Origin of the sequence: Rhodococcus sp. D-46 (assembly GCF_011290655.1) — a bacterium.
In the GTDB taxonomy this organism is placed as follows: Bacteria; Actinomycetota; Actinomycetes; order Mycobacteriales; family Mycobacteriaceae; genus Rhodococcus_F; species Rhodococcus_F qingshengii.
In genome coordinates, this window is sequence record NZ_JAANTF010000003.1 from 206,074 (window position 1) to 220,631 (window position 14,558).

Sequence of the window (14,558 nt, forward strand, 5' to 3'; positions counted from 1 at the left end):
CGTTATCGCCGACTGGAATCGACCAGGTACTCGAGATTCTGGTTGTACGGTGTGGCCGTCACCGCCGCGTGTGAACTCACCCGAGACACCTCGGTAGTGCCGCGAACGACAGAGGCCTTGATGGAACCTACTTTCAGCGGGGCGATGCAGCTGCTCATCCCGGCCGGGGCATTGCAGGTGGTTGTCGTGCTTCCAACAGTCACTTTGACGACTGCGGGAGCGGTCAAGAAGGTGAGAACCTCGACGGTATCGCGAGCGGGGGATGACCATTGGCGCAGTGACATCGGGGGTGTCGAAGGGTTGGCCGGAACTGCGGAAACTTTCTGCGTTCGATAACTCAGATAAGCAGTATCGCGGACGATCGTCGGCATTACCCCTGACCGGAACCAGTACAGACCATAGGCGTTGATGTCCAGCAGGGAGCGTCCGTGCCCCGCGCTGGGAGCAAAGGAAGTCCCCTCGCTGTAATCGTTCCAGGTTGTCAGTTGGACCCATTCGCTGCCTGAATCGAGCGCGATCTGCCAGGTATTGCGAAGATTCTGCGTGTTTTCCGCTTCGTCGTAGATGGCCTGGTTCGGTCTGACGTCTTGGAAGGAGACCGATTGCATCCAGATCTTTCCCAACGCATGAGCCGCGGCAGCCAAATCAAGCGGAGTATTTGGGCTGTTTACCACTGGGTTTCCCGCCGGATTCCGGTTTCCCCAACTCGACATGCCATAGCTGATGGAGGCAAACGCATTGCGGTTTGCCGCTGCGTCTAAAAATACCGGAACTAATGCGACATTTATCCCATAGGACTGACTCATCAGGGTTATGAACTGCGACCACCATGTTGGACTTTTGGCTTCTGCAAGAAATGGGGAAATCACGAGGCGCCCGTCCCCAAGTTTGAATACGGACGGTTTTGTCGCATATGGTGCCATTTCTGCGGCGAGCTCTGCAGGGGTCATGTTATTGAAGGAAGCGCTCATATCGGGCATGAGCATTACTTTGAAATTCGGATCTACTGTGGCTGCGGCTTGCATGAGCGCGCCGGGAATGATTGAACCCCACCAACTGGTGTCCGTTGCCTTGGCCATGATGTCTACAGAGAACCCGTCGAGTCCAGCAGCGACCGCCATACGAACTTCAGTTTCGAGATCTCTCTGACGCCACTGGGGATCTGCGATCGGAGGGCGTGGAGCAGGCCGATCGCGTATGAATCCAGCTGAGTTGACGTGTGCATTGTTCTCTCCGTGCACTGTCATGTACTGAGTTGTGTAGAAGTCGCTGTTCGGGGTCGCGTTGTCGATAGATACCGGGTACGGCGGAAAATAATGTCCGAATACCTTCCGCCCGTTCAGCGTTGCCCGGTCCGGAATGTCGAAGGGGAGAGCAGCAGATTCCGGATTGACAGAAAGAGTAGTGGGGGCAAAGGTAGGTGATTCTGTGTGCCCTTGCCCCTGATAGGAATAGGCAAACGTGAGGGATAACGCGATTGCTGTCGAGAGACATAGGACTCGGATTGTTTTCGGCAGGATCGCGTACCGCTGAATGCGGACTAAACGCATGGGAGTTATCCTCCAGGTCGTATTTCTCGGCTGTAGAGACGTTTGTCTGGGAAGTGTTTGTGAGGCGCGAGTCGTGCGACGTTAACATGAACTGGATTCCGGGGCACTTTTTATCTGCTTGGATACGCGAGCGAGCCCAATTGTGAGGATTCTGGACGGTTGACTCATGTCAATGGCCCCATGTGCAGCGCCCTTGCGGAAAATTTCCTGGAATGTGTCGGCCTCCTGGGTCACACTGGGGAACGGACTACCGACGGATTACCGATGCGGGAGGGCTCATGACCGAAGCGATTGTGGCCGAGGGGCTGGTCAAGAAGTACGGCGACGTCACGGCATTGGACGGCATCGACCTGGAAGTGCGCGAGGGTTCGGTGATGGCTCTATTGGGTCCCAACGGCGCCGGAAAAACCACTGCGGTAAGGATCTTCACGACGCTGCTCATTCCGGACGGTGGACGCGCCAAGGTTGCCGGGCTGGACGTGGTCGAGGATGCGCGGGCGTTGCGATCCAAGATCGGTGCTTCGGGTCAGTATGCCGCGGTCGACGAGTACCTGACGGGCTATGAGAACTTGGACATGGTCGGGAGGCTGTATCACCTCGGCGCCCGAAGCAGTAAGGCCCGAGCGCGTGAATTGCTCAAGCAGTTCGATCTCGTCGAGGCTGGAGATCGGCCGGTCAAGGGCTATTCCGGCGGAATGCGGCGACGTCTCGATCTCGCCGGCGCATTGGTTGCTCGGCCGCAGGTGTTGTTTCTGGACGAGCCGACCACCGGCCTCGATCCTCGTGCGCGACTCGGCCTCTGGGATGTCATCGAAGGGTTGGTGGCGCAGGGGACAACACTGTTGCTCACGACGCAATACATGGAAGAAGCCGAGAGGTTGGCCGACCAGATCGCCGTCATCGACCGCGGCTCGGTCATCGCGCGCGGTACTGCAGACCAGTTGAAGGCGCGGGTCGGGGGTGAGCGCATCGAATTGAGCGTGCACGAGGTCGAACATCTCGACATCGTCCGCGAGGAATTGCGCTCGCTTGCCGTGGGGGACATTCAGGTTCAAGAGAATGTCCGTCGCGTCACTGTTCCTGTCGACGACGGCACCGACGCGTTGGTCGCGGCGCTGAATCTTCTGTCGGCACGAGGTATCCGCGTATTCGACGTCGGCCTGCGCAGACCCACTCTCGACGATGTCTTCCTCACACTGACCGGGCACCAGGCTGAACTGGAGGATCAGAAATGACCGTGCAGATGGCGCTCGAAGACGGTTTGACCATCGCCAGGCGAAACTTGATCAAGATCAAGCGCGTTCCGGATCTGCTGGTGTTCACCACTTTGTCGCCGATCATGTTCGTGCTCTTGTTCGCGTATGTGTTCGGCAGTGCGATCTCCGTCCCGGGCACGTCGTATCGAGAATTCCTGATCGCCGGAATCTTCACGCAAACGGTCATATTCGGTGCTACCTGGACTGGTTTGGGGATGGTCGAAGACATTCAGAAAGGAATCATCGACAGATTTCGATCGCTGCCCATGGCTCCGTCTGCCGTGCTGACAGGCCGAACATCGAGTGACGTGTTGATCAACGTCATCAGTTTGGTGGTCATGTCGTTGACCGGTCTTCTGGTCGGGTGGCGGATTCACTCCAGTTTCCTCGAAGCGGTGGCGGGTTATGCGCTGCTTCTGTTCTTCGCGTACGCGTTGTCGTGGGTCATGGCTGTTGTCGGGCTTTGGATCCGGACACCGGAGGTATTCAACAACGCGAGCTTCATCGTCATCTTTCCGCTGTCGTTCATCGCGAACACTTTTGTCGAGACCACCAATCTTCCCGGCCCGCTCAAAGTGATCGCCGAATGGAATCCGGTGTCGGCGGTTACTCAGGCGGTGCGTGAATTGTTCGGCAATACCAATCCTGCGATGACGGTTCCGGATGCGTGGCCGCTGCAGAATCCGGTCATCGCGTCGTTGTTGTGGACTTTCGGTTTGCTGATCGTCTTCGTGCCGTTCGCTATTCGTCGGTATCAGAAGGCAGTCAGCCGCTGACCTGGTGATTCCGGCCGGTAGGGTGGATATGTGCCGGAGCCCGATCGCATCGACAAACGCAGCCTGAGATACGCCGGGCGACGTGAGGAGTTGCTCGACGCGCTGACCCGCTACGTCATCGACAACGGTGTCGGGGAATTGACGGTGAGGCAGCTCGCCAAGGCCGTGGGTGTGTCGCATGCGTCGTTGCTCAACCATTTCGATAGCAAGGAGAATCTGCTCTCCGAGGTCATCGAGAACATGCGTGGTGAGTCCATTCCGATTGCGGTGCCGATGAAACCGGGGGTCGATCCGGCGACAGTGCTGACTGCGTGGTGGACCGAACGTACGACGCCGGAGGTCCTGCCGCGGTTCCGGGTGATGGTCGAGATCTACGCCCTCGCGCTCGGCGACCGCGACCGCTACGGACGGTTCCTGGACCGTTTTGTGGGCGATTGGATCGAGGCACTGGAAGCCGGTCTACGACAAGCGGGTTGCCCCGAGGACGATGTTGCCTCTGTCGCTACTCTGTTGCTCTCGCAAATGCGGGGTCTGTCGATGGATCTTCTGGCCACCGGGGACCGGGCCCGCGTCGATCGCGCGTTCGGGCTTTTTGTCGACGGCTTTGCCGCCCGCGCTCGGGAGTGGTCCACGCCAGGATCCGATCGCCTTCAACGCTGACCGATCACCACGGTCGACGCGGTCTCGCTGTAGGTTGCTACCCGAGTGAGAAACCCTCCCCGAGTGAATGTTTCAACAGTCATTTCGACCTGCTCCGTACTCGTCTCGACGAGAAGACAGCCACCCGGTCGTAGCCACGGCGCGGCGTCCGCGATGATGCGACGCTGCAGGTCCAGTCCGTCGGTACCGCCGTCCAACGAGACCAGCGGTTCGTGAAGACGGGCTTCGGGCGGCATCAGCCTGATCGATTCGGTGGGGACGTAAGGTGCATTGGCGACGACGACATCCACGCGACCGAGTAATTTCGTCGGCAGTGGTCCGAATAAATCGCCCTCGAGTACACGCTCGGGCGGTGTGATGTTTCGGCGAGCGCACCGCACTGCGGCCGGTTCCACGTCTACCGCGTACAAATCGACGGCGTCGAGCGTCGACTGCAGGACAGCACCGACAGCTCCTGAGCCGCAACACATGTCGACGACGACGCTTCCTGTGGTGACAAGTGAGCAGGCCTGCCGGGCGAGGAACTCGGTGCGCCGGCGTGGGACGAAGACTCCGGAGTCGATGTGAATGCGCAAGCCGCAGAACTCGGCCCATCCGAGGACGGGCTCGAGTGGTTCGCCGGCAACTCGTCGGTCGACCATCGCGTCGAGTTCATCGCGAGAGCGTGCGGTGTGAAGAAGTAGGCGAGCCTCGTCTTCGGCGAAGACGCAACCTGCTGCTCGGAGGATCGCGGCCACCGACTTCTGCTGCGAAGCAGGGAAGGTCGGGAGATCAGGTGCTGACATGAGAGAGCCTTTCGGCCTCCTGATCTCGCGGGGGACCTGCACGTATCGAACACCGCCACCCTACCCGAGCAGGCGTGTCACGACGGTCGATGCGGAGCGGGAATTTAGGTTGACCAAATGGTAAGGCTGTTCTATGGTCTGAACTCGATCAGCTGATGTGGGGCCGATCACCACATATGCATCGTCACCGCAATCGGTAGGAGAAGTACGTGAGTAAGCGACTGTGTAGGACGCTCGTCGGACTGAGTGCGAGTGCGTTGGTGGCGTTGACAGTTGCGGCGCCGGCCGGAGCGGAACCGAACGATGCTCCGGGTGCTGTCGTGAGTCAGGAGTTGCTCGGTCCCGACCGGGTGATCCCGGGTGCCGTGAGCGCAACGAAGGTGACGTACTGGTCGACGGGCCCGAAGGATGCGCCGATGACGAGTACCGGTGTGGTGTATCGCCCAGAGGGAGCTCCGCCCGAGGGTGGTTGGCCGATCATCTCCTACGCGCACGGGACGGTGGGTGTCGCGGATCAGTGTGCGCCGAGCAGCAGTGTTCCACTCGAACGGACCGCGACGCATCTGGGTCACTGGCTGGAGCAGGGATACGCGGTCGTGACCACCGACTACGTGGGGCTCGGAACACCCGGTGTTCACCCGTATCTCGACGGTCGTTCCGCTGCACACAGCGTTGTGGACATGGTGCGTGCCGCTCGTGCGGTCGACGACGACCTGTCGAGCGCATGGGTTGCGATGGGGCAGTCGCAGGGCGGGCAGGCGACTATGTTCACCGCTTCGCTTGCCACTGCTTACGCGCCGGAGTTGGACTACCGCGGCGCTGTCGCCACTGGTGTCCCCTCGAACATCGAGAATCTTCTACCGCTCGGTGGTCCGGCTTTCCCGGCGCTTCCGCTCAAGGGTTCGACGGTCTACATCGCGAACGTTCTTGATGGACTGCGTGCTTCGCGGCCGGATATCGACATCGACTCGTATCTGACCCCGCTCGGCAAGACCATCCTCGACGACGTCGAGAACAACATGTGCTACACCGAGGCGCGCACGAAGTACGGCACCGTCACGCTCGGGCAGGTGCTGACGAAGTCGCTGGACAATCCAGTATTCATGGAGGCTGCGCGTGACCTGCTCACTGTGCCGACCGCAGGATACGACCGCCCGTTCTTCATCGGTCAGGGGTTGTCGGACATCGATGTTCCGGCACCGCTGACACTGAAGTTCGCGGCCGACCTTACTGCCAACGGTGTCGACTTTGCATTCCATACCTATCCCACTGATCATCTGGGAACCGTTCCGGCTTCGGTTCCAGACAGTACCCCGTTTGTCGCGGCACTGTTCTCTGGTCAACGGCCATGCACCGGAAGCCTCTGCTGACCAACACCTTTCAGGCGGAACCAACTCCGCGCAGATAGATGTCGATCGGGATCCGAAGTTGCCGAACGGTTTCGGAGGAGCGGGGATCTCGGCTACGCGCTCCGAGGCAGTAGTCGAAGATCAAGCCCTCCAGAAGGCTCAGAAAATTTGCGGCGGCGACGTCAGGATCGTCAACGCCAACGATGTCGAAGACAGGCCTTGCCTTCTCCCGTGAAAACAGGCTGTCTTCGAGGAGTTGGTGCAATGCCGAATCTCGGGGAGTTTCCAAGAGCAGTGCATATCTCGCGATCAATTCGTGTCTGCGGTGCGAGAGAAGATCATCGAGATACTCGGCCGTCAGGGCAGCAGGATCGCTGGGCCTCTCGCGGAGTTCGTCGAATATCGAACGTGACCGGTGCACGATGTGCAATGCGGTTGCTTCGAGTAGTGCCTCGCGAGTGCGGAAATAGTACGACGTCGAACCGGCAGGAAGTTCCAGGGACTGATCAACCGCCCGATGGGTGAGTGCACGCGGGCCCTGCTCGGCGATGATCGTGACGGCGGATGCCGCGATGAGGGCTCTGCGATCAGGCTTCATGTCGTTCCTTGTTGTCGATGTTGCATGCTGCCGGAGTTGAATGTTGCAGATGGTGCGTCGTGAGGGTCACATTGACTCGATTTGCCTTCGATCACTAGCCTCGACTCTACAGACGTAGAGGAGTCTTATGCTACTGGACGAAGAGCAGTTGGCGGCACGCGAAGCCCTCGACGCACTGCAGGCCCGGATCTCGGGCGGTGAGGTCGGGGGTGGGATCTATCTCTGGGGTAGCGTCGGCCGCGGGAAGACGATGCTCATGGACGAGTTCTACGACAGGCTCCCGGTCGGCAAGCGGCGCATTCACTTTCATCGGTTCTTTGCAGATCTGCACTCTCGGGCGCATGAACTCGGCTCGATGGGCGTGGCACTGGATCACGTCGTCGATGGAATCCGCGTGCTCTGTTTCGACGAGTTCCACATCGACGACGTCGCCGACGCCATGTTCATGGCAAGGGTTCTCGACACAATCGTCGCGAAAGGCGTGACTGTTGTCGTCACGTCCAATGTTCCGCCGACCGATCTTCTTCCCAATCCGCTTTTTCACGAGCAGTTCGTTCCGTCGATCGAGTTGATCGAACGGACTCTCGAGGTGATCGAGTTGGGTGGCTCCGTCGACTATCGGACGGCGGGACAGCCAGGTGCCGGGGACTACCGTTTTGCGACAGGGGAATTCCTCGTCGGCTCGGGAATTACGCGGCCTTCGGGCGAAAGTGTCGAATTGACGATAGGCACACGCACATTGGAGTGCTCGGCGATTCGAGACGGTGTCGTCTGGTTCGATTTCGAGGTGCTGTGCGCTGGTTCGACCGCGGCTGCCGATTATCTCGCGCTCGCCGCCCGCTTCGACGACTGGGTGATCTTCGGAGTGCCGGTGCTCGCCGAGGCGTCGGAATTTGCCCTTCGCCGTTTCGCGAATGTCGTCGATGTTCTCTATGACGTCGATGCGCGGCTGACGATCTACGCCGACGCTTACGTCGAAGAAGTGGCAGGCAGCCTCCGGGACGTGCCGGGGTTGGCGCGCCTCTACAGTCGTCTGTCGCTACTGGCGAGGTCGGCGGTGGGCAGCATCAGTTGAGGAGCAGCGTCAATTCCAGGTGAGATCGCCGGTCGCGGCGCTGGGCGTGAGTCCGAACATGCTGTGGCAGATCCGGTTGAGATGGGCGCTGTCGGTGAAGCCGGCCTCGTGGGCACTGGTTGTCAGGCTTGCGCCACCGCTCATCACTTCCATGGCGCGTCGTAGCCGCAACCAACGAATGTAGGTCGAAAAACTCATCTGCAGTTGATCGTTGAAGATTCTTCCCAATCGGCCGGGCGAGATGGAGACCAGCGCGGCGGTGTCCGTCATCGTTATCGGCCCCGAAAGTCGCTCGGGCAGTATCGTCAGAGCATGCTCGAGTGCAGGGTGAAGAGCGCGTACGCTCGACGGCTGTCTACTTTCGGACAGTGAATCGATCAGCCTCGCTGCGTATTCCAGATCCGAATCAGCGCCACGGTCCGTCATCGCTACTGCGGTCCGCCCACGGTCCGACCAGTCGGCCACACCACCGTGCTCGGATACAGGCGGCCTGATGCGCCGGCCCATCCCCGTGGTGGAGTCCACGTAGATCGCTCGTCCCCGCGCACCCTCGGAGGCGGATAACGCGTGGACCGCCCCGGATGGAATGACCACGGACCGCACGACTTCACTGTGGCCGTCCCCGTCCGTGACCGTGACGTCCCCGTCGTCGACGATCATGATCTGAACAGCGGCATGCGAATGCATGTGCGCGGATCCCACTGCGCCGGTGAACATGAGAATTCCGGGCTCCATGTGGACGGCGCCGGACCAGGTCATGTCGGAAATCATAGTGACGACCCTGACAGAGCTCGGGGTCCGGTCATCCTCCGGTAGGACCGCACTCGGTTCGAAGATCGTGCGCTGGGCCGATGTGCTGGCGAGGGGGTTCACGAGAAGGTGGAATCATGAACAACGCACAAGCACCCGCAGTCCTGTCGGTCCACGCGCTGGGCAAGTCGTACGGCGACGTTCCAGTGCTCCGAGGTGTATCGCTGGAAGTGCGCGCCGGTACTGCTACGGCCATCATGGGTCCTTCAGGGTCGGGCAAGTCGACTCTGCTGCATTGCATGTCAGGAATCGTCAAGCCCGACTCGGGAGCAATCCTGCTGAGCGGCAGGCATATCGAGAACCTCGGTGAGAACGACCGCAGCCGCCTCCGACGCGAGTCGTACGGATTCGTTTTTCAATCGGGCCAACTGTTGCCGGAGCTTCCGGCGATCGAGAACGTCGCTTTGCCCTTGGTGCTCAACGGGTTGTCCATCGCCGAAGCCAAGCGGACGGCGCACGGCTTCTTTGCGCCATTGGGACTGGACGGGCTGCAGGACCGTCGCCCGGGTCAGATGTCGGGTGGGCAGTCGCAACGTGTGGCGATTGCGCGAGCGTTGGTGACCAAACCCGCCGTTCTCTTCGCAGACGAGCCGACCGGTGCCCTCGACGCGCAGACGAGTTGGGAAGTGATGAGGGTGTTGCGTGATTCGGCTCAACAGATCGGTTCTGCGTTGGTCGTCGTCACTCACGATGCCGAAGTCGCTCGGTGGTGTGATCGCACGATGATGATGCAGGCCGGTTCGCTCGTCGGGACACAGGTGGCGGCATGAAGGCCACAGCGCGCGTTGCATTGATGACGGTGCGAGGTGAAGGCCGAAAGGCCTTGAGTACCTTCGCGCTTCCCGTAACGGCCTTTGCCGCCTCGACGACGTTGTTGCTGACGGTGCTCGGCGGCTACGGTGCATTTGCGGGCAGATCGAGCGAACCCGAAGCCGAGGCGTACCTAGCACTCGCAGGGGTTGCTTCGGTGTTGATGATCGTTCCAGCCGTCACTCTCGGCCTGGCGGCGGCCCGCTTGGGCGCGCGCCGTCGCGACGAACGACTTGCCTCGCTGCGACTCATCGGATCCACCCCTCGCCAGATCGTTGCGCTGTGCGCTGCGGAATCGGGTATCCAGGGCTTGGCCGGTGCGTTGATCGGTGTGGTGGGATACCTCCTCGCGTTGCCGCTCGTAGCTCTCTTGAGATTTCAAGGTCGGACATTCGAGTGGAGTGAGCTTTGGGTAGGCGCACTTCCGCTGGTGGGCATCGTATTCGGAATGACCATCCTGGCTGCTTTGACGTCGATGCTCGGGATGCGCCAGGTGTTCGTGAGCCCGTTGGGCGTCACGGCGGGCAATCCCAGCGCCGCACCGAAGATGATCTTCGCGGTGGCTGGGGTGGGGGTTCTTGTGGGATGGAGTGCATTCGGGGGCTCCGCGGCAAGCATCGCGGCAATCCTGGTGGGCCTTGGTCTCTGCTTCGGCGTTGTTGCGTTGGTCGGTCCGTTCGTCATTTCGCTGCTTGGGCGGATCATGCTCAAATGCGCCAAAGACGGTGCTTCGCTGATTGCGGCGCGTCGGGTCTTGGACAATCCGAAGGCTGTGTGGCGCACGGTCAGCGGTGTGACGATGGCCAGCTTTGTTGCCGCAGGCACATCTCTCCTCGCCGCGATAGGCAACGGGGAAGGGCAGGATTTGCAGCCAGGGCAGGAGTTCCTGTTCGCGGACATGAGAACCGGCGTGTTGTTCACTCTCGGAGCAACATTCACGTTGGCGGCCATCTCGTCTGCGCTCACCCAGGTATCCGGGATCCTCGACAACCGTGAGCTGTATCGGAGTCTGACTTTGGCCGGCACACCTGTCGAGGTGATGGACAGCGCCCGCATGAGGCACGTTCGCACTCCCGTGGTGGTGATGGCACTGGCCGGTGCCGGCGCTGCACTGCTGTTCCTCTTCCCACTGGCAGGGGCAGCCGTATTGACCACTCCGATGGCGCTGGTTCAGTTGGGCGTCACCCTGGCTGTGGGGATCGCGTTGGTGTTGGCCAGTGCGTTTGCAGCCAAGCCCGTCATGCGACGGGTACTCGCGGGCTGAATCTCCGCCCCTCGTCCGTCAGTTCTGTCTCCGGAACGGTTCGGCCAACTGGCCGAGGTAGTCGTCCGGGTAGTCGGGCTTGGCCGCCATTCCGAGATCGTCACTGCTGAAGCGCTTTTCCGGATCGAAAGAATAAGTGCGGAACAGGTGATCCCAGATCAGAGTGAACAAACCGAAATTGACGTCACCGATTCCCGCCCACTTCAGGTGATGGAATCGGTGGCCGGCGTTGAGGGCGAGTATCGGACGCAGGGGGCCGATGCGGTAGTCGGCATTCGAATGCTGAAGCAGGAGTTGGACAGCGACACAAACCGCGAGCGCCGAGGCAACTGGAACGGGCATCCCGAGGAGGATCAGTGGCAGGACGCCACCGGCGGTTTCGAAAGTCTGATGCACGGGGTGCTTCATCAGTCCGTTCATACCGTAGAACCGTTCGAGGCTGTGATGAACCGCGTGGAAACGCCACAACCATCCAACCTTGTGGCTGATCAAATGCACCACGGTGATGCCGAAATCGGCAACCAACACTGCGAAGACGACCTGAAGGACAAACGGAAGACCGCTCGGCCACAGCCCGTCGAACGGAATCACCGCGGCCATCAACGGGATTACCGCGACGCTGACCAAGATGAGGGATTCGTTGACAAACGCATGGACAGCGTCGCGAAACCTGTCCGGTCCCGGGGCATTCCACGAAGATTCGTAGGGAAGCGCCCGTTCGGCCGCGAAAGAGCAGACCACTGCGAAGAGAATCAATGCCACCAGTGACCATTTCGGCGCACCGGATGCCGCCAGCGCGATTGCGGCTCCGTTGATTCCCAAGAGCATGAACGGGACGTACCCGTATCTTACGATGAGGGTGAGCATGTATTCGATGGTGCACGGCGCGGGTGGTCCTCGACTTGTACGAATCGGTCGACTTTCAGTCAGCCGAACAAGCGGTGTCGCGTTACTTCGTCAGCACGGTGGCGAGTGCAGCGCTCAGATACGGAGTGATGTTCTCGACGACCCGTGTCACGATCGCAGTGGCGACGTCAGCCGGTTGCAGTGGCACCGACGGTGTCTGCGGCAGCGCCGGGGGAGCAGGCGGAGCGGGCTCGGACATCATCGGCGTGTAGGTGTTGTGCTTCGTGAAGTAGCCGAAGACCGAATCCACGAACACCTCGGGCGCATCACGCGGCTTGGGCATGTTGCAGATGCCGTCACCCTCGATGCAGACTTCCTGCACTGCGATGTCTCCGAATCCGCCGCGTGCTCCGGACATCGTCGCTCCCGGAACGACATTGGGCACTACGGTTTCGATGCCCCCGGCCGAGTTGCGAGGGTCGGCGTAGAGGACGCCTTCGACTTGCGATTGGGGAATGGATCCGTCACGTGCGATGTCACCGAGAACGTCGCCGGCAATCCGTGCTCCCTGTGAGTATCCGGTGACGACGATCTCGCTGCCCGGGCACTGAGCGTGGAAAGCGTTGACTTCGGTGCGAAGCGTCTGGGCGCCGGCGGCAACGCTCTGGTCGTATGTCTGTTCGCCGAGCGGCCAGAAGCTGGCGGGGTAGGTCACCGGCTTGGAGGCGTAACCCTGGGCGACGTAGCGGTCGGTGACGGGTTGCGTCGTTTGTCCCGTCGGATCCCACGTTCCGCCGACCGCGAATACCGCACCGGCCGGGCACGACCCACCGTCATTCGGGTCCGCTCCGGCAGGTACCGACATCACAAGAGTCACCCCCGCTGTGACTGCAACCGTGCATGCCACTGACATCGCGTATTTCCTCATCGGGCCTGTCCCCATCTATCTACGTTCTCGTTCACTGGCGAGACAACCCGCGGTCCGACGCGTTTCGTTCGGTACTGAAGAGAATGGTGATGGGGCGATAAGTCCTGGAGGTAATCCGTGCGTAAACAGGAAGTTGCCGACCGGCGCTGTTTACTACCAGCGTGTGTGGGGCGTCACGGCGTCGGTACCTGCGGCGGGTGATCCGGCTCGAGGAGGGTTCCGATCTCCTTCCCCATCGACACGGTGTTGTTGAGGTCCGCGTTGGTTGTCGGCCCGAGTGTGGCGTAGACGACGATCGTCGTCTTCGAATCGGGGTAGTAGAGCGCGAGACCGTTGTAACCGCCGTACGACGGGTTCATCACCAGCCAGCCGTCGAGGTGCCCGGTCCCGAAGGAAAAGAACTTGTCCGCCGTCATACTTCCCAAGCCCGCAGTCGTCGGCGCCATCTGCTGCTCGAAAGCCTTGTCGGAGAGTAACTCTCCCGTTCCCAGCGCGCGCACCCACTTTCCGACGTCGGCGACAGGCGCGTTCATGTTTCCGCTGTGCAGGAACGCCGTCGGATTCCAGAAAGTGGAGTCTTCGAATACTCCACGTTCATTGGTGTAACCGTGCAGGATCGGTTCGTCCATCTGCGACGTGAGTACAACGCTGCTGTGATCCATCCCGAGTGGATCGAAGACGCGCTGCTGAAGTAGTTCGCCCAGCGGTTTTCCAGTCGCTTTCTCCATGACGTCGCCGAGCAGCGTCAGGTCGCTGTGCGCGTACGCCCAACTGGTGCCGGGTTCGAACAACGGCGGGCGGGAGTTGGCAAGATCCAGGATCTCTCGAGAAGTCCAGCCCTTCATCGGGTTGTCCGTGAAGAGTTTGAGGAACTGTGGATCGGTCACGTAGTCGGAGATGCCCGACGTGCTGTTGGCCAGCATTCGCGGAGTGATGGTGTCTGCGCGTGGAAAGTTCGGTTCCCACTTCGCGATCGGTTGATCGAGGGGAAGCGTTCCCTCTTCGTCGAGTTGCAGCAGGACTGTCGAGAGCATCGGTTCCATCGGTTGGCCGACGCGCAACAGCATGTCGGTTGTCGCCGGAACTCCGACAGGGGACTCTCCGACGGCGCCGAGAGCAACTTCGTCGTCGCCTCGCCACACCCCGAACACAGCGGCACTGAGGCCCAAGTCGGCCACTTGGCGGCGGACGATGTCCGTGATCTCGGTGGATTCCCGACTGCTCGAGGTGCTGCGAGAGGCGCTGCCCGTGTTTGTTGCGGAGTCATCGTCGGAACTGCACGCAGCGGTTGCAATGGCAACGGTCAAGGCGATCGACAGAGCAGACAGCCGCACCCGAGCGCGGTGGTGGGAGGAAGTCATGCCTGCGATCCCTTCGATGTGGAAATCGAGCAACCGACGCCGAGCAATGTCCCAATTGGCCGAATTTACCGCAGTTGGAAGGAGGAGGGGTCAGATCGACCGTGTAGGCGCAACTGCTGTTCCAGTGCAGTCCTCATTCGGGTGCCGCGTCCGGTTCCTCTCGCAGGTCCTGCGCTTGCTGAAGCTCGGCGTTGATGCGACGGGCTTCGGTGAGTTGGTCTTCGAGGATGATGATGCGGCAAGCCGCGTCGAGCGCCGTGCCGTTGGCTACGAGTTCGTGCGCGCGGGCTGCGATGCGCAGCTGGTAGCGGGAGTAGCGGCGATGTCCGCCCTCAGAGCGTTGTGGGGTAAGCAGTTTCGCGGCATCGAGGCTACGAAGGAAAGCTTGCCTGACACCGAGGATCTCGGCCGCATGTCCCATGCTGTACGCAGGATAGTTCTCGTCGTCGAATCTGCCGGAGGGGTCCCCCGGTGGTGTATCTGCCGGAAT

At 60.8% G+C, this 14,558-nt stretch carries 15 protein-coding genes; 7 read left to right on the forward strand and 8 right to left on the reverse strand.

The window, feature by feature from the left end; translation table 11 throughout:
- Positions 1–2: 2 nt before the first annotated feature.
- Positions 3–1,550, reverse strand: a complete 1,548-nt coding sequence (locus G9U53_RS08980; RefSeq protein ID WP_083056025.1) for a glycoside hydrolase family 71 protein — start codon at positions 1,548–1,550, stop codon at positions 3–5.
- A 278-nt stretch (positions 1,551–1,828) separates the two neighbouring features.
- On the opposite strand from G9U53_RS08980, the gene G9U53_RS08985 reads away from it, so the two are divergent.
- From G9U53_RS08985 to G9U53_RS08995, 3 genes are read left to right on the forward strand one after another with little or no spacing between them, the layout of a single operon-like run.
- Complete coding sequence (locus tag G9U53_RS08985; protein WP_083056027.1) at positions 1,829–2,785, forward strand: ATP-binding cassette domain-containing protein; 957 nt, start codon at positions 1,829–1,831, stop codon at positions 2,783–2,785.
- The gene (locus G9U53_RS08990; protein ID WP_003945537.1) at positions 2,782–3,582 is read left to right on the forward strand and encodes an ABC transporter permease; all 801 of its coding nucleotides are present in this window, start codon (positions 2,782–2,784) and stop codon (positions 3,580–3,582) included. The genes G9U53_RS08985 and G9U53_RS08990 overlap by 4 nt, the downstream gene beginning before the upstream one ends.
- Positions 3,583–3,612: 30 nt before the next feature.
- Positions 3,613–4,242, forward strand: coding sequence for a TetR/AcrR family transcriptional regulator (locus tag G9U53_RS08995; protein WP_063315044.1), 630 nt, complete (start codon positions 3,613–3,615; stop codon positions 4,240–4,242).
- Here G9U53_RS08995 and G9U53_RS09000 read toward each other — a convergent pair.
- Entirely contained in the window at positions 4,233–5,027 is a 795-nt protein-coding gene (locus G9U53_RS09000; protein ID WP_063315043.1) for a putative protein N(5)-glutamine methyltransferase, read from the reverse strand. The two genes, G9U53_RS08995 and G9U53_RS09000, sit on opposite strands and share 10 nt — an antisense overlap.
- Before the next feature lie 209 nt (positions 5,028–5,236).
- Between G9U53_RS09000 and G9U53_RS09005 the strand changes: the two genes are divergently transcribed.
- Complete coding sequence (locus G9U53_RS09005) at positions 5,237–6,397, forward strand: lipase family protein (RefSeq protein ID WP_063315042.1); 1,161 nt, start codon at positions 5,237–5,239, stop codon at positions 6,395–6,397.
- A gap of 10 nt (positions 6,398–6,407) precedes the next feature.
- Here the strand turns inward: G9U53_RS09005 and G9U53_RS09010 are convergent, their stop codons facing one another.
- Positions 6,408–6,974: a TetR family transcriptional regulator gene (locus G9U53_RS09010; protein WP_063315041.1), complete on the reverse strand. Its 567-nt coding sequence runs from the start codon at positions 6,972–6,974 to the stop codon at positions 6,408–6,410.
- A 127-nt stretch (positions 6,975–7,101) separates the two neighbouring features.
- Between G9U53_RS09010 and zapE the strand changes: the two genes are divergently transcribed.
- Positions 7,102–8,049, forward strand: a complete 948-nt coding sequence (zapE, locus tag G9U53_RS09015) for a cell division protein ZapE (RefSeq protein WP_063315040.1) — start codon at positions 7,102–7,104, stop codon at positions 8,047–8,049.
- A gap of 9 nt (positions 8,050–8,058) precedes the next feature.
- On the opposite strand, the gene G9U53_RS09020 is transcribed toward zapE, so the two are convergent.
- Positions 8,059–8,808, reverse strand: a complete 750-nt coding sequence (locus G9U53_RS09020) for an AraC family transcriptional regulator (RefSeq protein WP_063315161.1) — start codon at positions 8,806–8,808, stop codon at positions 8,059–8,061.
- A gap of 128 nt (positions 8,809–8,936) precedes the next feature.
- On the opposite strand from G9U53_RS09020, the gene G9U53_RS09025 reads away from it, so the two are divergent.
- Together G9U53_RS09025 and G9U53_RS09030 are read left to right on the forward strand one after the other, a co-directional pair.
- The gene (locus tag G9U53_RS09025) at positions 8,937–9,629 is read left to right on the forward strand and encodes an ABC transporter ATP-binding protein (protein WP_020906134.1); all 693 of its coding nucleotides are present in this window, start codon (positions 8,937–8,939) and stop codon (positions 9,627–9,629) included.
- On the forward strand, positions 9,626–10,933 hold the full coding sequence (locus G9U53_RS09030; RefSeq protein ID WP_054188044.1) for an FtsX-like permease family protein: 1,308 nt from the start codon (positions 9,626–9,628) through the stop codon (positions 10,931–10,933). Before G9U53_RS09025 ends, G9U53_RS09030 begins: the two co-directional genes overlap by 4 nt.
- A gap of 18 nt (positions 10,934–10,951) precedes the next feature.
- On the opposite strand, the gene G9U53_RS09035 is transcribed toward G9U53_RS09030, so the two are convergent.
- From G9U53_RS09035 to G9U53_RS09050, 4 genes are all read right to left on the reverse strand, one after another.
- Positions 10,952–11,800 (reverse strand): sterol desaturase family protein, encoded by an 849-nt coding sequence (locus G9U53_RS09035; RefSeq protein ID WP_054826812.1) that lies wholly within the window; start codon positions 11,798–11,800, stop codon positions 10,952–10,954.
- A gap of 82 nt (positions 11,801–11,882) precedes the next feature.
- A complete protein-coding gene (locus G9U53_RS09040) occupies positions 11,883–12,692 on the reverse strand; it encodes a PE-PPE domain-containing protein (protein ID WP_003945630.1) in 810 nt (269 codons plus the stop codon).
- Positions 12,693–12,880: 188 nt separating this feature from the next.
- Positions 12,881–14,068, reverse strand: coding sequence for a serine hydrolase domain-containing protein (locus G9U53_RS09045; RefSeq protein WP_063315160.1), 1,188 nt, complete (start codon positions 14,066–14,068; stop codon positions 12,881–12,883).
- A gap of 133 nt (positions 14,069–14,201) precedes the next feature.
- Positions 14,202–14,489 (reverse strand): MerR family transcriptional regulator, encoded by a 288-nt coding sequence (locus tag G9U53_RS09050; protein WP_003945791.1) that lies wholly within the window; start codon positions 14,487–14,489, stop codon positions 14,202–14,204.
- Between the last annotated feature and the right edge of the window lie 69 nt (positions 14,490–14,558).